The organism is Bartonella sp. MM73XJBT.G (assembly GCF_028618435.1).
In the GTDB taxonomy this organism is placed as follows: domain Bacteria; phylum Pseudomonadota; class Alphaproteobacteria; order Rhizobiales; family Rhizobiaceae; genus Bartonella.
In genome coordinates this window covers 228,268-247,282 of sequence record NZ_JAQISW010000002.1, presented here as the reverse complement: position 1 = coordinate 247,282, position 19,015 = coordinate 228,268, and the positions used below count along the sequence as shown (strand labels likewise).

Sequence of the window (19,015 nt, the reverse complement as noted above, 5' to 3'; positions counted from 1 at the left end):
AAAAATGTAATAAAAACAATTTATTATTTGATTTTTAAAAAGACAAAAATACTGTTTACAACTTGTGTTTATAAAAAACTTTATTAACTTATTTTCTTTGAGATAAAGACAATTTAATGGCAATTATATATTAATGTTCAAAAAATCATGCGGTGCGAATGCATTTTTGAGTATCGATGCTCGATAATAAATGTTATTAGATAACGAATTGTTGTCTGCTTACTTTTACTGATTCTAAAGGAAAGGGTGCATCATTTGTAATAGATTTAGATCTGTAATAGATTAGGATGTATAAAAATTTGTTTCTTAACTGTAATTTCATAAAAAAGTAAACGTGAAAAAAATTTTTAATTTAATGATAGATTTTCATAAGCTGTACTTTGTTATTGCTTTAAAGAGCGGTTTTTTTTCTAATTTCAGTTATTTGTTGCTGAAATTTGAAGCTTCTACGTTGACAATTGAATATTTTTCAGTCGATATGCATGCACGAATATTTTATGCAATCGAGATGAAGGTGTAAGAATAATGGCAGAGCGATCACAACACCTGCAAGATGTATTTTTAAATACGGTGCGTAAGCAGAAAATTTCCCTTACCATTTTTCTTGTTAATGGCGTTAAACTCACGGGTATTGTAACTTCATTTGATAATTTTTGTGTCCTTTTGCGCCGAGATGGACACGCGCAATTGGTTTATAAGCATGCTATTTCTACAATTATGCCCGGACAGCCTGTACAGATGTTTGAAGGAGAAAGTCCTGAATAAACACATCATTTTAAGATAAACCTCTTATCCCATTTTATAAAGTACTTAGATTGCTATGGTAAATAAAAATGAGAGATTAGGAGGAGTATTTTCGCAAATTATAAAACAAGTGCGCGCACTTGTTGTGATACCAATTTTTCAAGAGAATAGAATTGAAAACTCTTTGAGGGAGTGTTCTATATCTTCTCGCGTTCAAGAGGCATTGGGCTTAGCGCATGCTATAAGGTTAGAAGTTGTTAGTTATGAAACAATTAATATTACAACACCCCGTCCTGCGACTCTCTTTGGAAAAGGTAAAGCAGATGTGCTTGCCGATTATATCGATGAATATTCTATTGAGCTTGCGATTATAGATCACTTTTTAACGCCAGTGCAGCAGCGTAATTTGGAAAAATTATGGAATTGTAAAGTTATTGATAGAACAGCTTTGATTCTTGAAATTTTTGGTGATCGTGCACGAACAAAAGAAGGGGTTTTGCAAGTAGAATTGGCACATTTGTCCTATCAAAAAGGGCGGCTTGTGCGGAGTTGGACACACTTGGAACGGCAACGAGGGGGGCGTGGGTTCCTAGGTGGACCTGGTGAAACGCAAATTGAAGCAGATAGGCGTCTTTTACAAGAAAAAATTATTCGTATTCGCCGCGAATTGGAAACGGTTATTAAAACACGTACACTTCATAGAGCAAAAAGAAAAAAAACATCCTATCCTGTTGTTGCTTTGGTTGGATACACGAACACAGGAAAGTCAACTCTTTTTAACCGTTTAAGCGGTGCTGATGTTTTAGCAAAGAATATGTTATTTGCAACGCTTGATCCGACTTTGCGCAAAGTTGTTCTTCCCCATGGAAAAACTATTCTTTTATCTGATACTGTAGGTTTTATCTCTAATTTGCCAACAAATTTGATTGCAGCTTTTAGAGCAACCCTTGAAGAAGTGGTTGAGGCGGATCTTATTCTGCATGTAAGAGATATGTCAGATCTTGATCATCGAGCCCATGCCCAAGATGTCTTAGAAGTGCTTTCAAGTCTTGATATCGATATTGATGATACAGAGCATATCATAGAAGTTTGGAATAAGATTGATATGTTAGATGAGCAAGCATTGAATGTTTTACAAACGAGCGCGAAAACACGACTAAATCCTGCTCTAATGGTATCAGCTCTTAAAGGGGACGGACTCGATCAATTATTAAGAACTATTGAAAAGCAAATTTTTGGAGAGGTGAAAAGCATTGAATATCTTTTAAAACCTCATGAAATGTCGCTTATTGATTGGTTTTATGAAAACTCTGCAGAAATAAAGCAGGAAGGACATGATGATGGCTCTGTTACCATTAGAGCCGTTCTTACTTCTGAAGCAAAAAAACAACTAGAGAGCATCAAAAAAAATATGAATTAAGTTTTTAAAAGCTATTGTTGAAATTTTTTACTCAAATTTTATGTTTTTCTTATCTCAAAATAATATGGCTGCAAGTTAAGAGGATAGTTACTACTTTCTCTTAATAAAACGATATGAAGAAGTATTTTGCTGGTTAAAATAAAGATGAGTCTTAAATGCAATAAAAGACTGTTCGTACGCACAGTATGGCGAAACATTTTGATTGTTTTGCTGTTACAAATTCTGTCTATCTCTTTTATTTTGTTGTATTATTTTATTCAACCTCGTGGTTACCAAGCAACTTTAGTATTTTCATTATCTGATTCTGTAGGAAAGCCACTTCCAATTGAAAAACAAGACAATATTATCACATTTTTGTTTTCGCAGCCTATATTTTTAGATGATTCGCATTTTTCTTTAATTGCTTTTTATAAGAAAAAAAAACAGGAAAATATTCGTTTATCGCGTCATGGTGATCTTATTAATCTTACTTTCGAAGCTGAAACACCTGAAGCAGCTCAATGGGGGGTGGAAGCTTGGTTTTCTACATTTTCACAAGTAATCGTAAAACAAAAACAATCTTTGTTAAATGAGAAATTAAAAGACAAGCGATATGATAATACTGCGATCGTTAATGTTATGCAGGAATTTCGTGCTTCTGTTGATTCTTTTATTCAGCATGGTGTCAAACAAACAGAGCTTCATGATCTTTCACTGCAATTAACGCAAGCAACTTTAAAGCGTATTCATTTAACAAGTTTGAATTCAACAATTAACATGATGCGTGAAAAAGGGCAGTCTTTACTGTCTTTATCATTTATTGCAGGCAATTCAGCAATTGTATCTCTGGAATCTAAACGTAATCTCTTGGAAGCACAAAGAGCACACATGGCTGCGCAATTAGGGTGGACACATCCTCAAATTAAGGCCATGACTGCGGAGTTAGAGGCGGTTTCTTATCAATTAAAAAATAAAATTTCACAGATCGTTGACCAAGTTCATTCAGATGAAATTATTGCAACGGAGTTAGAAAAACAGCTCAAAAAAAAGATGAGCTTTTTTGTAAAAGATCAATCACATTCTTTGGATCAAATCTTTAACGCGTTTGAAAATAAAATAAAAGCAGAGATTGATGTACAAAATCAAGCGATGAGTAAGTCTACTCAAGGGAAGGAAAAAGTTATTGGTTTATATCGGGGGGTGAATGATGATTCTCTTCTCTTGCAAAATACAAAGATCCAAGTGGTTGTGCCAACAACGTTAGCGCCAATTTCTTTTATGGCTCTTTATGGAAAAAATATTCTTGTGAGTGCATTGGCGAGCTTCCTTACTCTTTTGCTCGGAATAGTATTATTTTATCCATGCTTTAGAAGCAAAAAAAATCAACTCTCAGAAGAGGATTTGAAGTCTAAAGAAAATGCCCTCAAGAAAAATGAGAATATTTTAGTTTCTCAAGAAGTGAAAAATCTTGAAGCCTTTATTACGATAGAGGGATTATCTGATGTTTTGAAATGGCGTGCTTCAACTGTTATTTCAATCATTGGACCAGAGGCAGCGCGGACAGCGGCAAAACTTTCACTTCATCTTATAAAAGAGAACAAAACAATTTTGTTGGTTGATATCTCTGGCCAACAAATAGAGAAAGTCATTGGTCCACATCGGGGGCTGAGTGATATTTTAACCGGTAATGCTCAGTTGCATGACGTTATTTACCGTGATTATGATACGGGGGTTGATATTCTCCCTCAAGGATTAACAAGCGCTGTTTCTGCACAAGATTTTTCAAATAATATTTCTCACATATTACAAGAATTTAAAAAAGAGTATGATTTTATCATTTTAGAGATGGCAAGCGAACCTAAATATGGATTTGAGCAATTTGCAGAGCTAACGGACTATTATATTTCTAATACTGTTCTTAATAAACAGGACTGGATGATGCGAATGGTCAGTCGCTTTCCAAAGACTGTGTATCGTGTTGTTGCATTATGAATTTCGTAAAAAAAGAAATATGTATTGCATGTTATAGTGGTATGCTTGTTTTTTGCTAAAGTTATAGTACATACTAAAGTACGAGGATTTTGTGTTTTAAATTTAAAAATGCATTGTAGTTGGAGAGAAGCGTGGGGCAATTAGAGATGGCAGTAAAAAGATTAAACAATAACCTTTTAACACCTGTGCAAAAGAGAAATCGGAAGCAAATTCAGGTGTGGCTTTATTCTATTTTATTGCTTTGTTTAGCAATTGTTTTAGTAGGGGGGGCAACCCGTTTGACGGGATCAGGATTATCAATAACGGAATGGAAGCCAATTCATGGCGTTATTCCACCGATTGGTGTAGAGCAATGGCAAGAGGAATTTTTAAAATATCAACAGATAACACAGTATAAGTTGCTTAATCCTGATATGACGTTAAGTGCTTTTAAGGTCATTTTTTGGTGGGAATGGGCGCACCGTGTTCTCGGGCGTCTTGTTGGTCTTGTCGCTTTATTGGGGTTAATTTGGTTTTGGGTGACGAAGCGTATTGAAAAAAATATTTTACTCCCGCTTATTGTTGTGCCGATCCTTATCGCCTTTCAAGGCTTTATTGGTTGGTGGATGGTCGCTTCAGGGATTGGCCAAAGTAATCTAACAAGCGTGAGCCAATATCGTTTGGCATTTCATCTTATAACGGCATGTTTGGTTATTATTTTTGTTACTTATTTATCTCGAGGACTTGCAGAATATTCAGAAAAACCAGCCAATCAAAAGGTGCAATATTTTGCGGCTTGGCTCGTTATTTTCGTTTTGATAGAGATTTATTTGGGCGCTTTGGTTGCAGGGCTTCATGCTGGAAAAGTCTATAATACATGGCCCCTTATGGATGGTCAGATCATTCCTGATGGATTGTTGCAGCAACGTCCTGTTTGGCTCAATTTATTCGAAAATTCCTTAACTGTTCAATTTATTCATCGTTTTTTTGCTTATTTTTTATTTATTGTCTCAGTTATTCATGCTTTCTATGTGCAAAAAAATATTCCCAATTCAACCCATTCTCGTCGGGCATTTTTTATCTGCTTTATGATCATTATCCAAGCACTTTTAGGTATCTTGACACTGTTACATGAGGTTCCGATAAGTTTAGGGCTCATTCATCAAAGTATGGCATTAGCCGTGTTATGTTTTGCGGTTGCACACTGGCGAGCAACAAAAGGGGCATATCACGTTGTTGAATAAAAGGTTGTTGAATAAAAGTATGTATCCAGATGGCGTTTAATTGGCTAAAAGCATTAAATCTAGGTTTTGAATAGCGGCAGCTGATGCGCCTTTTCCTAAATTATCGAAGAGAGCACAGAGATTAAAAATTCCTTCGCGATCATTTCCAAATACGAGCAATTTCATACCATCTTTATTGGCAAAACATTCTGGATTTAGTCTTTGAAGAGAAGCTGTTTCATCTTGTGATGCAACTGAAATGATGTTTTGTCCTTCGTAATGGTTTGCAAGAATTTCGCGCAGATCAGAACAGTTTGCTGATTTTGTGAATAAATGGCGGTGTAGTGGAAGATTCACAATCATTCCTTGAGGAAAACGACCAACACTGGGTATAAAAAGTGGCGTTTGATTAATTTGTCCATGGAGTTTAATTTCTGGTACATGTTTGTGTTCAAGATTGAGGCCATAGATAAAATAATTTTCCTGAATATTTTCTTGAGATTGATTTTCCATTTGTGTAATCAGTTGTCTTCCTCCACCGGTATAGCCGGAGATTGCATGAATCGAGATGGGATAATCGGCGTCTAACAATCCTGCTTCACGAAGGGGACGAATCAAGCTAATGGCTCCAGTAGGATAACATCCAGGATTAGAGACGTAATGGGCTGTTTGAATGCGTTTTTTTTGCCCTGCTGTCATTTCAGGAAAACCGTAAACCCAGTTTGGAGCAACACGGTGAGCTGTTGAGCTATCAATAACCCTAATGTTTTTATTTTTTCTAAGCCAATGAACAGTTTTGCGTGCTGCATCATCTGGAAGACATAAAATAGCAATATCCGTTTGAGCAAGATAGTCTTTCCGCAGATGAACATTATGGCGATCCTTGTGAGCAAGAGAGAGTAGTTTTAAATCTGTACGTTTCTCTAAGCGTTTTTGTATTTGTAGTCCGGTTGTGCCGTGTTCACCATCAATAAAAACTTTGGTTACCATTCTTAAACGCCTTGTATTAATTTTTCCTACGATATCTAGTTTTTTTATTATAAATTATTTTAAATCATTACCAACTTAAATAATAATCATTAACTTATTGAATTCCTTTAGATTATAGATTCTTTTTGTAGAAGGTGTAAATGAGGACACAAAAGAAGAAACTTAATTTTATTTTTTACTCTTCTTACGAGAGAAGTTTTTTTACTGTTTCCATGACGAGGAATAAGATAGATATTTGTATCAGTATTTTTGAGTGTAAGTGATTTAAAATGTTTGGTTTGCATAGTTTGCTGTGTTATCGTTTAGTGACTTTATTTTTTAATGTTAGGGATGTGTTTTATGAATCAGCAAGAAAATGACGCACAAAAGCGCTTTTTTAATGATAATTTACAGACAGTTGATGGTGCAATTTTTAACGCCATTAGAGGGGAGTTTGAGCGGCAACAAAATGAGATTGAGCTGATTGCTTCAGAGAATATTGTTTCAAGAGCGGTTCTTGAAGCACAAGGGTCTGTTTTAACCAATAAATATGCAGAAGGTTATCCAAGAAAGCGCTATTATGGCGGGTGTCAATTTGTCGATGTTGTTGAAGATTTAGCTATTGAAAGAGCAAAACAGCTTTTTGGTGCTGCTTTTGCAAATGTACAGCCTAATTCTGGTAGCCAAATGAATCAAGCTGTCTTTCTGGCGTTACTTCAGCCTGGTGACACATTTATGGGGTTGGATTTAAATGCTGGTGGTCACCTTACACATGGTTCATCTGTCAATATGTCGGGAAAATGGTTTGATGTTGTTTCCTATGGTGTACGTCAAGAAGATCAGATTATTGATATGGATGAGGTTGAGCGGCTTGCAAAAGAACGTAAGCCAAAACTTATTATAGCAGGGGGGTCATCTTATCCTCGATTCTGGGATTGGGAACGCTTCCGTGAAATTGCAGATGAGATTGGTGCTCATTTTCTTGTAGATATGTCTCATATTGCTGGTCTTGTTGCTGGTGGTGTACATCCTTCCCCAGTCCCCCATGCGCATATCGTAACGACAACAACACATAAATCGCTTCGAGGACCTCGTGGTGGGTTGATCTTGACAAATGATGAGAGTTTATCCAGAAAAATCAATTCTGCTATTTTCCCTGGTCTTCAAGGGGGACCTTTAATGCATGTGATTGCGGCAAAGGCTGTTGCATTTGCGGAAGCTTTGCATCCATCTTTTAAGAGTTACAGTGCTCATGTTGTCGCTAATGCGAAAGCTTTAGCAAAAACATTACAGAGTCATGATTTTAATATTGTTTCTGGCGGTACAGATAATCATTTATTGTTGGTTGATTTACGTTCGAAAAATCTTACAGGAAAACGTGCCGAATTGGCTTTAGGACGTGCTCATATTACCTGCAATAAAAATGGCATTCCTTTTGATCCTGAAACACCATCTATAACATCGGGAGTTCGTTTGGGATCACCTGCTGCCACAACGCGTGGTTTTTCAGAAAAGGAGTTTGTTCAAGTCGCGCATCTGGTTGCAGAAGTTCTTGATGGTCTTCGGAATGCAAAAAGTGATGAAGATAATCATGCCGTTGAAATGGCAGTTAAGAAAAAGGTGGAAGATATAACGAATCAATATCCTCTTTACTCTTATCTTAGCACGCGTTAAGGGTAAAAAAGAGATGCGCTGTCCTTACTGCCAATATGAGGATACACAGGTAAAAGATTCACGTCCAGCAGAAGAGGGTGCGGTGATTCGGCGCCGCCGTGTGTGTTCTGTCTGTGGTGGTCGTTTTACAACTTTTGAACGTGTTCAATTGCGTGAGCTTTTGGTTACTAAAAAAAGTGGACGATATGAACCATTTGATCGTGATAAATTAATGCGATCAGTTGATGTGGCAGTACGTAAGCGCAATATTGATCCTGATCGTATTGAACGAGCAATCTCTGGCATTGTACGCCAGCTTGAGAGTTTGGGAGAACCAGAGATTGCTTCAGAAAAAATTGGGCATCTTGTGATGGAAGCATTAAAAAGGATTGATGATATTGCTTATATCCGTTTTGCTTCTGTGTATCGAGATTTTCGTAATGCAAGCGATTTTCACGATATTATCGATGAGTTGTCAAAGGGTGTAGCGGATACAGAATCTCGTTTTGATGAATAAGAAAGTGCAAGATGAACGGTTTATGGCTGCCGCTATCCGTTTAGCAGAGCGTCATGTGGGACTTACAGGTGAGAATCCTTCCGTGGGTGCGCTAATTGTGCAAAATGATGGCGGTGCTGGGTCATTTATTGTTGGTTATGGTGTAACAGCTCTTCATGGCAGACCTCATGCGGAAGTGCAAGCTTTACGTATGGCTGGTTCTCTGGCTCAAGGAGCGACCGCTTATGTTACTTTAGAACCCTGCGCACATTATGGAAAAACTTCTCCGTGTGTTAGTGCACTTATTGATTCAGGTATTTCCCGAGTTGTTGTTGCTCTGACCGATTGTGATAAGCGTATGGCTGGTCGTGGTCTTGCTCTTTTGCGTGCGGCGGGTATTGAAGTCGTTGAGGGCATTTTAGTTGAAGAGGCTTTTGAAGCTTTATGGACGCATTGGTGTATAAAGAAGATGCAGCGTTGTGCTGTTACTTTTAAAATGGCAATTTCTGCTGATAATAGTGTGGGAAAAAAAGAGGAGGGGGGAATAAAAATTAGTGGTCCCCTTTCCCATACCCATACGCATATTCTACGGGCTCAAAACAACGCTATTCTTGTTGGTATTGGGACTATATTAGCCGATGATCCACAACTCAATTGCCGCTTGCCAGGAATGGAAATGCGTTCGCCAATTCGTATTATTTTAGATTCAGATTTATCTATTCCCCTTGATGCGAAAGTTATCCAAACAGCCATTAAAATTCCTACATGGGTTATTTGTAATGGGGATCTTTCAAAGAAAAACAAAAAAAATGCGTTGGAACAATATGGTGTGTCTGTTTATTCGGTAGAGATGAATAATGGTTTTGTAGAACCCTTTGCTCTTTTACAGATGCTTTATAAACATGGAATTAATAGTGTTTTACTGGAAGGAGGTGTAAAGACAGGGGAAAAGTTTTTGAATGCTGGTTGTGTTGATCATTTGATATGTTTTTATAGTCCGGTTATTTTAGGAAAAAAACGTATTGAAGCCCCTCATTTTGAAAATTATCTTTCGCAATTTCATGAGGTTGAGACAAAAATGTTTGGAAATGACCGTTTTTATAAATGGAGACGTAAGACATTATGTTCACAGGAATTATAACGGATATCGGTTGTGTTGAGGATGTTCAACCTTTAAAGCAGGGGATGCGTGTAAAGATTTCTACACGCTATGCTATACAAAACTTAGCAATTGGTGCGTCAATTGCGTGTTCAGGAATTTGTCTGACAGTTGTAGAACGAGGCTTTAAACAAGGAGACTCCAATTGGTTTATTGTTGAGGCGTGGGAAGAAACATTACGTTTAACAAATCTTGCCCAATGGAAAAAAGGAACTTTTGTTAATTTAGAACGCTCGCTGAGATTGGGTGATGAAATGGGAGGGCATTTTGTTTCTGGTCATATTGATGGCTTAGCTGAAATTGTTGAACAAAAAAATGAAGGGGATGCAATTCGTTTTTATTTAAAAGCTTCAAGAAAATTTATGCCTTTTATTGTTTTTAAGGGATCACTTGCGCTTAATGGAACATCTTTGACTGTTAATGGTGTTGAAGATTGTGTTTTTGATGTTCTTATTATTCGCCATACACTTGAAATGACAACGTGGGGACAAGCTAAAATTGGAGATTGGGTTAATTTGGAAATTGACCAGCTTGCTCGTTATGCTGCTAAGCTTTTTGCTTTTAAAAGAGAAGTTGAATAAGCTATAACTCTATTGATCGTTTTTAGCATTTTATGCTCTATAGCTTTGAGTTTTTTTGATTCGTTTTTTGTGGAATTCCATTATGGTGAAAGAGATACGTAAAAATCCTCACGTATTGATTGTTGAAGCACGTTTTTATGAACAGATTTCTGATGCACTTTTGAAAGGTGCTATAAGTGCTTTGCAAAAAGCTGAAGCAAGTTATGATATTATAACAGTTCCAGGAGCCTTAGAAATACCAGCTGCAATAGCTTTTGCTGAACAAAATAAGATATCTTATGACGGTTATGTTGCACTGGGTTGTGTTATTCGGGGTGAAACATATCATTTTGAAATTGTTGCCAATGATTCTTGTCGGGCCTTGATGGATTTAGCTGTTCATAAGCACTTAGCTATTGGAAATGGTATTTTGACAGTTGAAAATAAAGAGCAAGCATGGGTGCGTGCAAAACAAGATGACAAAAATAAAGGTGGTTTTGCGGCTGAAGCTGCTTTATGCATGATCGCTCTAAAAAAGAGACTTGGAGATAATTGTTAACTATGGCTGATATAAAAAGCAGAGATTTTCCGCGTTCAGCCAATAAACGTGGTGCAGCAAGACTGGCTGCAGTTCAGGCTCTCTATCAAATGGATATTGTGGGCTCGGGAGTGATGGAGACGGCTGCTGAGTATGAGGCTTATCGTTTAGGAAAAGACATTGATGGAGACCAGTATCTTGAAGCTGATTTTCAATGGTTTTTGGCGATTATAACGGGCGTTGTAAAAGACCAAAAGCAGCTTGATCCTCTGATTCATCAACAGCTTTCTACAGAATGGTCTCTTTCACGTCTTGATTCTATATTGCGAGCAATTTTACGAGCCGCTTTATGGGAGTTGATCAACCGTAAAGATGTTCCTGTTGCGGTCGTCATGAATGAATATGTTGATATAGCCAAAGCATTTTTTGAAGGTGATGAGCCAAAACTTGTTAATGCAGTTCTCGACAGTATGGCAAAAAAAGTTCGTTTTTAAGAGTTAAAATCCCTTTCTTTATTAGGTCTGACAATATCAGACCTAATAAGATTGCAAAAGTAAATAGATAATACACTTTAATTAGAAGCTGGTGGATTTACAGGACCTTTTATAATTTGAATTAAGAAAGGGTGTTCTTTTGTTATAGTTGGTGTTGTTTGTGTAATGAAATCAAATACTTGACCGTCTTGTAGACCATAGTGAGCAACCTTTGTAACCTGATTGTTTTTATTGAAGTAAATAGCTAAAACTTTGCGGTCAATAATCTTTGTTTTCATAAACTGCATCCCACGATAACGTGTTTGTGAGATGTAATAAAAAACTTCATTATCATATTTTGTTTTTAATGAAGGTGTTCCTAAAGTTAAAAGAACTTGCTCTTGACTTGAGCCAATAGAAATAGAACTTAGAGCATTTTTATCAAGAATATAGCCCTCTCTATAAATTTGGCTTGACCCTGAAGAATCAAGAAGACTACAACCCGCAAGTGTTATGATACTTGCTATTGATAGACCAACCAACAATTTACGTTTGATTAAGATCATTATGTGAGGCATTTGAAACAATGATATCTCCTTTTTATACTGAGATGTACGACAAGAAGGCAACCTCAAGTTTTTCTAATTTTAGCTTAATCTACCGTAGCTTACATTGAGTTTCCCTGTTATAAAGCAAATTATGCCATATAGAATTTCTTTAGAAAAGAAAAAAATGAATGAAATATACTTGAGCTAAATAAAAGCACAGTGTTTTATGGAGTTTCATATTTGGGAGTTGTCAATGGATGTTCAAAACGTTTCTCAAATGGCATTTGCTTTGGCCTATCCAATATCCGTCCGTTCTCTTCCTGCTAAAGGGATAAGAGTTCATCTTTGTGCAAACAAAAAAGAATGTACACATTTAGCTCAAAACCATGATTTAGTTGAAGTAAAATCTTGTGAGGGAAAATTCCATATTCTTCCGTGGAAAAAACGCGGTGTGCGTATAAAAGGTTTGTTGCAAGCGCATATAGTACAGTTATGTGTTGTTACATTAGAGCCATTAGAAAATGTTCTCCGTGAAAATATTGAGGTTATTTTTGTTCCCGAAGATTCAAATTTAACGAAGCCCAAAATATCAGAAGATACACGAGAATTGTTTTTAGATGTGGAAGGGCTTGATACACCGGAAGTATTTTATAATGATCGAATTGATATTGGTGCAATCATGGAAGAGTTTTTTGAGTTGTCTATTAATCATTATCCACGTAAAGAGGGGATAAAAATGCATGTGGTTAAAAATTTAGAAGAAGCAGAGAAAAAGTTTTCGCCATTTTCTGTTTTGAAAAGTTGGAAGTGATTGTAAAAACATAAAAAAATTATCTATTGTATGCTATGATAAAAACGGTATTTTCTGTGGAGCTTTTTTCGCGAGATATGCTTTATGAGTGTTTAGTCACCCAAAATCATAATATGTGTTTAAAAATGTAAATGAAAAGATGTGGGATATGAAAGCGTGATTAGAATTTCTGTGGATGTCATGGGTGGTGATTACGGTCCAGAAGCAGCTATTGCAGGAGCAGCAATTGTCCAAAAATATTTATCAGATGTTTATTTTTTATTTTATGGGATAGAAGAGGTCGTTCGGCCAGTTTTAAAAAAATATCCCCGTTTAGATTCTGTATCGTGCTTTTATCCTACAGAAAGCTATACGCGCATGGATGAAAAGCCAAGCCAAGCCCTTCGCAATGGACGTGGTAAATCATCAATGTGGTATGCCATTGAAGCAGTAAAAAATGGTGAAGCTGATGCTTGCGTTTCTGCTGGTAATACGGGGGCGCTTATGGCCATGTCTTATTTTTGTTTAAAAATGTTGGCAGAGGCTGAACGTCCTGGTATTGCGGGTATCTGGCCAACTCTTCGCAGCGAGAGTATCGTTTTAGATATTGGAGCAACGATTGGCGCATCTGCTCGTCAATTGGTCGATTTGGCGGTTATGGGAGCGGGGATGTTTCGCGCTTTATATCATACGGAAAAACCAAGTGTTGGACTTCTAAATGTGGGGGTGGAAGAGGTTAAAGGACTTTATGAAATAAAAAAAGCAGGCATGATATTGCGTGAAGTGCAATTAGAAGGATTGGAATATAAAGGATTTGTTGAGGGCAATGACATTGGAAAAGGGACAGTCGATGTTGTTGTAACAGAAGGTTTTTCTGGTAATATTGCTTTAAAAACAGCAGAAGGGACCGCGCGACAGATAGCAGAGATTTTAAACTCCGCACTGCGCAGTTCTTTTTTAACATCTCTTGGTTATTTTCTATCGCGGAGAGCTTTTCGTACACTGAAAAATAAAATGGATCCCGATAGGGTAAATGGAGGCGTTCTTTTAGGTTTGAATGGTGTTGTCATAAAAAGTCATGGCAGTGCGAATGCTAATGGCTTTGCTTCTGCTATCCGTGTTGGTTATGAAGTGGTTAATAATGGACTTTTACAAAAAATAACGGCTGATTTACGGCGGTTTCATGAGAATAAAGATACACTTTTTGATCAGGAAGATGAAGTGGTGATGAGTGGAGAATCCTTATGATGAGCTCTTATAATGGAAATAAAAAGTCTGAAGAAAAGGTGAGAGCTGAATGATTCGATCAATTATACGTGGTGTAGGAAGTGCTTTGCCGAAAAGAAGTTTATCAAATGATGAGATTGCAAAGTTTGTTGAAACGTCAGATTCATGGATCGTTCAACGTACAGGAATACATCAACGTTATATTGCCAATGAAAATGAAACAACGGTTTCTTTAGGCGTTGAAGCTGCGCAAGCAGCTCTTATAAATGCTGGTCTTACAATAAAGGATATTGATTGTATTATTTTAGCAACCTCAACGCCAAATCGTACGTTTCCTGCTTCTGCTGTTGAAATTCAGAATGCTTTGGGAATGAACCATGGGTTTGCCTTTGATATTCAAGCTGTTTGCTCTGGTTTTATTTTTGCTTTAACAACGGGAGATTCTTATTTACGCTGTGGAGCTGCTAAAAGAATTTTAGTGATTGGGTCCGATACATTTTCTCGAATTTTAGATTGGGAAGACCGTACAACATGTGTTTTGTTTGGTGATGGTGCGGGGGCTGCTGTTTTGGAAGCACAAGAAGTTGAGGGGGGAATTGCTTTTGAGCGTGGTATATTATCTGCAAAGTTGCGTTCTGATGGTGCTTATATCGATAAGTTGTATGTTGATGGTGGACCTTCAACAACACAAACAACAGGTTATTTGCGTATGGAAGGACGAGAAGTTTTTAAGTATGCTGTTGGTATGATAACGGATGTGGTTGATGATTGTTTTGCAGCTGCAGGTATGGATTCTTCACAACTCGATTGGTTTGTGCCTCATCAGGCTAACAAGCGCATTATTGAAGCATCTGCTAAAAAACTGAGAATTTCGCCAGATAAAGTTGTGATTACCATTAATCAACATGGTAATACGTCTGCAGCATCAGTTCCATTGGCTTTAACGACAGCTCTTTGCGATGGAAAAATTAAAAAAGGAGATCTTATCATGTTAGAAGCCATGGGAGGTGGATTTACATGGGGAGCAGTTCTTATTCGTTGGTAAATTATGGTTACTTGACCATATTTGAATAAAACGTATAAGTCATTTTGTAATTTTAAATATTTTAATAGGTGGTTATAATGACAAGTAAGACAGTAACGCGTGCAGATTTAGCGAGCGTAGTTTGTAAAAAAGTGGGCTTGTCACATACTGAATCAGCAGCTTTGGTCGAATTGGTTTTGGATGAGATTTGCAACTCACTTGTAAGAGGTGAAGCGGTTAAATTATCTTCTTTTGCAACTTTTCAGGTTCGCAGTAAGAATGAACGTATTGGACGCAATCCCAAAACAGGTGTTGAAGCACCTATTCCGCCGCGACGTGTTGTGACGTTTAAGGCTGCAAATATCCTTAAACAGAGAATTTTAGATTCGCATCGTGCAAGACAGAAAAATAATCTCTCATAAATAAATGCCATAGTGATGTTTGGTATTTGTTAAAAAATGTATAAAATAAAGATTTATGTTTTTTAAAAAAAGCTGTTTAGTAAGTAGTCAAGGTCCTATTTTTGACTAATCTTGTTGAGAAGTTGAGATGTAATGAAGCATTATCAAACCATTTGTCGTGTTTTAGATAAGGGGTTGCAAAATGGATAAAAGCTCTGATGCTTTTCGCACAATTAGCGAAGTAGCCGAATTATTGGAGCTTCCCCAGCATGTTTTAAGATTCTGGGAAACACGTTTTAGGCAGATTAAACCAATGAAACGTGGAGGAGGAAGGCGTTACTATCGTCCTGTCGACGTTGATTTGCTTAATGGTATTAAGCAGTTATTGTACGATCAGGGTTATACTATAAAAGGTGTGCAGCGCCTTTTGAAAGAAAATGGTGTTGCTTTTGTGTCTGCATTTGGTAATGGCGATCTTGATGCTATGAATGTTGTCATAGAAAAAAAACATGCAGTACAAACTTTTGAAAATACGAGCAATAAGCCTAAAAAGTCTTCTTTTGGGCTTTTGAGTTTCATGAGAAATGAGGGAGAGACCTCTGTTGGTTCTGTGAATCTTTACAGAGATAAAACTGATAAAGCATTATTGCAAGAAATCCTGTTTGAACTCATTGAGTGTAAGCGTGTTCTTGATAGAGCACGATAACAATAATATTTTTCATTTTAGCAAAATACCTATTTAAAAAGTTTTTTATAAATCAATATGTAGCATTTAGCGCCGCAAGGTATTTTGTAGATATTTAGACGCTTTATAAATGTGGTTCGGGATTACTATATTAAATGAGCAACTCATATACCTCATGTGCATAGTTGACTATTTTTTTAGGAATAATTTTTAATTTGGTCAAATATGAAGAGAGGAAAGAATGGATACCCAATTTTATCAATTCTCCTTTGATTTAGCTTTATAAACTTCAAGGGAAGTTATAAGCGATATCTTATCAGTGTAGATTGCGAGGCGTTTTTATAGAGTACTATTGGTTATCATTCACGTCCTTGTTTAAAAGAGATCTTTCTTAAGGTTTTCGAGCTCATTTCGCAACAGCCCCCATCAATGAAAACGTTAAATTCATTGAGCAGCACTATTTTTACGTTTGTGAAGAAACAAGTTGGGTAGCTTCATACATTTTGCTAGCACTCAATATTGCAACAAAACTCTGGCATTTGAAATGGTTTAGACATTTTTTAGTTCTTTCTAAATAGGTTGTATTCACACGGGCTTATCTCGCTTATCACGTGCAAACGAATGATTTCGATTGCTGCTACATAAACAGATTTAAAGTGAGAGAATCCTTTGATATTTAAGAATCTTGTTTAATGTAAATAACTGTATATCATCATTATAAATCAAATTATTACCTTTTTTGATGAAGTTATATCTCAATGAATAAGAAACATCATCATTCAACTAATTTACGTAATTTATAATAATTTTGTTTTTAGTTTTTTTTCTTGATGTTGATGTAAACAATGATCTATTTAAAATAGTAGCGTCATCGTTCTACTATATAAAAGATTAATGTATCAATAAGTCATTAATATTCAATTAGTTACAATTATTGCATTTAAACAGCTTATAGAGCTTACATTAAATTCTTTCCTCAACCGACCTCGTAAAATATTACCACTTGCTTTACTGATAATCGGTAATCATGTATGAAATAAAAAACACGACATTATCAAATCATTTGACCTTGTACAAAAATTGACGGTTTATAGTAAAAAAATTAATATCTTACCATCTTCTGTGATTTTATGCATTTATTACACGTTGTAAATCTGGAGGCGTGGCCTCATTTAAGAGTTGCTTAATTGCATCTTCTACAGATAAAAAAGTTTGATTCGGACTTCCTAAGCGACGCATATTTACGCTGTTTGTCTCAGATTCACGTTTGCCACAGACCAAAATGACGGGAACTTTTTGTAAAGAATGTTCTCGTATTTTATAGTTAATTTTTTCCTTGCGAAGATCTGTTGTTGCCGAAAGCCCAGCAGCTTTAAGTCTTGCAGTTATTTTTTGGGCATATTCATTTGCTTCGGATGTAATTGTTGCGACAACAATTTGTTCAGGAGCAAGCCAAAGTGGCATATGTCCAGCAAAATTTTCGATTAATATACCAAGAAAACGCTCCATTGATCCAAAAATGGCGCGATGGATCATAACAGGTTGGCGTTTTTCTGAATCTTTATCAATATAGAATGCACCAAAACGTTCAGGAAGATTAAAGTCTATTTGTGTTGTTCCACATTGCCATTCACGACCGATAGCATCCTTTAATGTATATTCAAATTTGGGACCATAAAAGGCTCCCTCACCTGGAAGGATACTTGTTTTGATTTGTCCCGCAAATTTTGTTTCAATTGTTTTAAGGACAGATTGCATGATAGTTTCTGCATGGTCCCATAATGCATCAGATCCAACTCGTTTTTCTGGACGTGTTGAAAGCTTAAGACTGATTTCTTTAAAACCAAAATCAGCATAAGTTGATAAAATAAGATCATTAATATTGAGACATTCATCAGCTAATTGTTCATCAGTACAAAAAATATGTGCATCATCTTGTGTAAAACCACGCACACGCATAAGACCATGCAAAGATCCGGAAGGCTCATAACGATGAACAAGACCAAATTCAGCAAGTCTAATAGGTAAATCACGATAAGATTTTAAACCATGTTTAAAAATTTGCACATGACCAGGACAATTCATTGGTTTAAGGGCATAAACATTCCCATGGTCTGAATCTTCTGCTGCTGGAATTGCTTTGAACATGTTTTCCTTATACCAGCCCCAATGCCCCGATACTTCCCAAAGTGATCTATCGAGAACTTGTGGTGCATTTACTTCGGCATATTGGTGATCATCAAGGCGTCTACGCATATAATTGATCAAATTTTGGAACATTTTCCAGCCCTTTTGGTGCCAAAAAATCATTCCAGGCCCTTCTTCTTGGAAATGAAATAAGTTCATTTCACGTCCCAAGCGGCGATGATCACGTTTTTCAGCTTCTTCTAGCATATGAAGATAGGCTTTTAAGTCATTTTCATTTGCAAATGCTGTTCCATAAATTCTCGTAAGCATTGGATTATTGGCATCGCCACGCCAGTAAGCGCCTGCGACTTTCATTAATTTGAAAGCATTTCCAATTTGCCCTGTAGACTGCATGTGCGGTCCGCGACAAAGATCAAACCACTTTCCTTGATAATAGATTTTTAAATCTTGATTGTCAGGGATGCTGTCAATAACTTCAACTTTATAAAATTCCTTTTTCTCAAAAAAAACTTGTCTTGCTTTTTCACGAGACCAAATTTCTTTTCTAAAAGGTTCATTGCGTTGAATAATTTCACGCATTTTCTTTTCAATGTCGCTGAGGTCATCTAACGTAAAAGGTTGTTGGCGCGCAAAATCATAATAGAAACCATTCTCAATCACAGGACCTATTGTCACTTGCGTTTCAGGAAAGAGTTCTTGCACTGCTTCAGCAAGGACATGGGCGCAATCATGCCTTATGAGCTCAAGAGCCCGTGAATCTTCTCGGGTAATAATCTCTATTTGACCAGATTGTCCTAATGGATCTGATAGATCTCGCATGATGCCATCAAGACTATAGGCGACTGCTTTTTTTGCGAGTGATTTAGAAATGGATTCTGCTAATTCCAAGCCCGTCATTTCGGCAGGGTAATTACGTTTTGAACCATCGGGAAAAGAAAGAGAAATAGAGCAAGACATAAAAACACCCTTTTAATCCAATTCCGCCAACGATTGCGGATGGTTTCGTG

18 protein-coding genes are annotated in these 19,015 nt (G+C 36.7%); 15 read left to right on the top strand and 3 right to left on the bottom strand.

The genetic code is table 11. From position 1 onward, the window contains the following. Positions 1–525 precede the first annotated feature (525 nt). The 4 genes from hfq (at position 526) to PVV59_RS02380 (ending at position 5,358) form a co-directional block, all read left to right on the top strand. Positions 526–765, top strand: coding sequence for an RNA chaperone Hfq (hfq, locus tag PVV59_RS02395; protein WP_005773461.1), 240 nt, complete (start codon positions 526–528; stop codon positions 763–765). 55 nt (positions 766–820) lie between these two features. Next, positions 821–2,164: a GTPase HflX gene (hflX, locus tag PVV59_RS02390; RefSeq protein WP_273754323.1), complete on the top strand. Its 1,344-nt coding sequence runs from the start codon at positions 821–823 to the stop codon at positions 2,162–2,164. A gap of 144 nt (positions 2,165–2,308) precedes the next feature. Beyond that, entirely contained in the window at positions 2,309–4,135 is a 1,827-nt protein-coding gene (locus PVV59_RS02385; RefSeq protein WP_273754321.1) for a hypothetical protein, read from the top strand. A 131-nt stretch (positions 4,136–4,266) separates the two neighbouring features. Then, on the top strand, positions 4,267–5,358 hold the full coding sequence (locus PVV59_RS02380) for a COX15/CtaA family protein (protein ID WP_273754320.1): 1,092 nt from the start codon (positions 4,267–4,269) through the stop codon (positions 5,356–5,358). 36 nt (positions 5,359–5,394) lie between these two features. On the opposite strand, the gene argC is transcribed toward PVV59_RS02380, so the two are convergent. Next, positions 5,395–6,327 (bottom strand): N-acetyl-gamma-glutamyl-phosphate reductase, encoded by a 933-nt coding sequence (gene argC, locus PVV59_RS02375; protein WP_273754319.1) that lies wholly within the window; start codon positions 6,325–6,327, stop codon positions 5,395–5,397. A gap of 339 nt (positions 6,328–6,666) precedes the next feature. On the opposite strand from argC, the gene glyA reads away from it, so the two are divergent. The 6 genes from glyA to nusB all read left to right on the top strand — a co-directional run bounded on the left by glyA (position 6,667) and on the right by nusB (position 11,206). Continuing rightward, on the top strand, positions 6,667–7,980 hold the full coding sequence (gene glyA, locus PVV59_RS02370) for a serine hydroxymethyltransferase (RefSeq protein ID WP_273754318.1): 1,314 nt from the start codon (positions 6,667–6,669) through the stop codon (positions 7,978–7,980). A 13-nt stretch (positions 7,981–7,993) separates the two neighbouring features. After that, positions 7,994–8,476: a transcriptional regulator NrdR gene (gene nrdR, locus PVV59_RS02365; protein WP_273754316.1), complete on the top strand. Its 483-nt coding sequence runs from the start codon at positions 7,994–7,996 to the stop codon at positions 8,474–8,476. Then, a complete protein-coding gene (ribD, locus tag PVV59_RS02360) occupies positions 8,469–9,596 on the top strand; it encodes a bifunctional diaminohydroxyphosphoribosylaminopyrimidine deaminase/5-amino-6-(5-phosphoribosylamino)uracil reductase RibD (RefSeq protein ID WP_273754314.1) in 1,128 nt (375 codons plus the stop codon). Before nrdR ends, ribD begins: the two co-directional genes overlap by 8 nt. Beyond that, on the top strand, positions 9,578–10,195 hold the full coding sequence (locus PVV59_RS02355) for a riboflavin synthase (RefSeq protein ID WP_273754312.1): 618 nt from the start codon (positions 9,578–9,580) through the stop codon (positions 10,193–10,195). Before ribD ends, PVV59_RS02355 begins: the two co-directional genes overlap by 19 nt. Before the next feature lie 82 nt (positions 10,196–10,277). Next, positions 10,278–10,733, top strand: coding sequence for a 6,7-dimethyl-8-ribityllumazine synthase (locus tag PVV59_RS02350; protein WP_273754310.1), 456 nt, complete (start codon positions 10,278–10,280; stop codon positions 10,731–10,733). A 2-nt stretch (positions 10,734–10,735) separates the two neighbouring features. After that, positions 10,736–11,206, top strand: a complete 471-nt coding sequence (nusB, locus tag PVV59_RS02345; RefSeq protein ID WP_273754308.1) for a transcription antitermination factor NusB — start codon at positions 10,736–10,738, stop codon at positions 11,204–11,206. 77 nt (positions 11,207–11,283) lie between these two features. Here nusB and PVV59_RS02340 read toward each other — a convergent pair whose 3' ends face one another. Next, positions 11,284–11,763, bottom strand: a complete 480-nt coding sequence (locus PVV59_RS02340) for an outer membrane protein assembly factor BamE (RefSeq protein WP_273754354.1) — start codon at positions 11,761–11,763, stop codon at positions 11,284–11,286. Between the two features lie 223 nt (positions 11,764–11,986). Here PVV59_RS02340 and PVV59_RS02335 point away from each other — a divergent pair, with 223 nt between their 5' ends. From PVV59_RS02335 to PVV59_RS02315, 5 genes are all read left to right on the top strand, one after another. Then, a complete protein-coding gene (locus PVV59_RS02335; protein ID WP_273754306.1) occupies positions 11,987–12,544 on the top strand; it encodes a DUF177 domain-containing protein in 558 nt (185 codons plus the stop codon). A 156-nt stretch (positions 12,545–12,700) separates the two neighbouring features. After that, a complete protein-coding gene (plsX, locus tag PVV59_RS02330; protein ID WP_273754305.1) occupies positions 12,701–13,771 on the top strand; it encodes a phosphate acyltransferase PlsX in 1,071 nt (356 codons plus the stop codon). 49 nt (positions 13,772–13,820) lie between these two features. Further along, complete coding sequence (locus tag PVV59_RS02325; RefSeq protein WP_273754304.1) at positions 13,821–14,795, top strand: beta-ketoacyl-ACP synthase III; 975 nt, start codon at positions 13,821–13,823, stop codon at positions 14,793–14,795. A gap of 77 nt (positions 14,796–14,872) precedes the next feature. Continuing rightward, positions 14,873–15,196 (top strand): integration host factor subunit alpha, encoded by a 324-nt coding sequence (locus PVV59_RS02320; RefSeq protein WP_005773477.1) that lies wholly within the window; start codon positions 14,873–14,875, stop codon positions 15,194–15,196. A 181-nt stretch (positions 15,197–15,377) separates the two neighbouring features. Continuing rightward, positions 15,378–15,881, top strand: a complete 504-nt coding sequence (locus PVV59_RS02315; protein ID WP_273754303.1) for a MerR family transcriptional regulator — start codon at positions 15,378–15,380, stop codon at positions 15,879–15,881. A gap of 1,107 nt (positions 15,882–16,988) precedes the next feature. Here the strand turns inward: PVV59_RS02315 and thrS are convergent. Continuing rightward, the gene (gene thrS, locus PVV59_RS02310; RefSeq protein WP_273754302.1) at positions 16,989–18,965 is read right to left on the bottom strand and encodes a threonine--tRNA ligase; all 1,977 of its coding nucleotides are present in this window, start codon (positions 18,963–18,965) and stop codon (positions 16,989–16,991) included. Positions 18,966–19,015 lie beyond the last annotated feature (50 nt).

Excerpts from the sequence above, each read along its gene's own strand:
- PVV59_RS02350 (WP_273754310.1), top strand. The coding sequence starts at position 10,278 with ATGGTGAAAGAGATACGTAAAAATCCTCACGTATTGATTGTTGAAGCA.
- hflX (WP_273754323.1), top strand. The coding sequence starts at position 821 with ATGGTAAATAAAAATGAGAGATTAGGAGGAGTATTTTCGCAAATTATA.
- PVV59_RS02315 (WP_273754303.1), top strand. The coding sequence starts at position 15,378 with ATGGATAAAAGCTCTGATGCTTTTCGCACAATTAGCGAAGTAGCCGAA.
- PVV59_RS02335 (WP_273754306.1), top strand. The coding sequence starts at position 11,987 with ATGGATGTTCAAAACGTTTCTCAAATGGCATTTGCTTTGGCCTATCCA.
- PVV59_RS02355 (WP_273754312.1), top strand. The coding sequence starts at position 9,578 with ATGTTCACAGGAATTATAACGGATATCGGTTGTGTTGAGGATGTTCAA.
- argC (WP_273754319.1), bottom strand. The coding sequence starts at position 6,327 with ATGGTAACCAAAGTTTTTATTGATGGTGAACACGGCACAACCGGACTA.
- PVV59_RS02385 (WP_273754321.1), top strand. The coding sequence starts at position 2,309 with ATGAGTCTTAAATGCAATAAAAGACTGTTCGTACGCACAGTATGGCGA.
- hfq (WP_005773461.1), top strand. The coding sequence starts at position 526 with ATGGCAGAGCGATCACAACACCTGCAAGATGTATTTTTAAATACGGTG.
- thrS (WP_273754302.1), bottom strand. The coding sequence starts at position 18,965 with ATGTCTTGCTCTATTTCTCTTTCTTTTCCCGATGGTTCAAAACGTAAT.
- PVV59_RS02340 (WP_273754354.1), bottom strand. The coding sequence starts at position 11,763 with ATGCCTCACATAATGATCTTAATCAAACGTAAATTGTTGGTTGGTCTA.
- ribD (WP_273754314.1), top strand. The coding sequence starts at position 8,469 with ATGAATAAGAAAGTGCAAGATGAACGGTTTATGGCTGCCGCTATCCGT.
- PVV59_RS02325 (WP_273754304.1), top strand. The coding sequence starts at position 13,821 with ATGATTCGATCAATTATACGTGGTGTAGGAAGTGCTTTGCCGAAAAGA.
- nusB (WP_273754308.1), top strand. The coding sequence starts at position 10,736 with ATGGCTGATATAAAAAGCAGAGATTTTCCGCGTTCAGCCAATAAACGT.
- nrdR (WP_273754316.1), top strand. The coding sequence starts at position 7,994 with ATGCGCTGTCCTTACTGCCAATATGAGGATACACAGGTAAAAGATTCA.
- glyA (WP_273754318.1), top strand. The coding sequence starts at position 6,667 with ATGAATCAGCAAGAAAATGACGCACAAAAGCGCTTTTTTAATGATAAT.
- PVV59_RS02320 (WP_005773477.1), top strand. The coding sequence starts at position 14,873 with ATGACAAGTAAGACAGTAACGCGTGCAGATTTAGCGAGCGTAGTTTGT.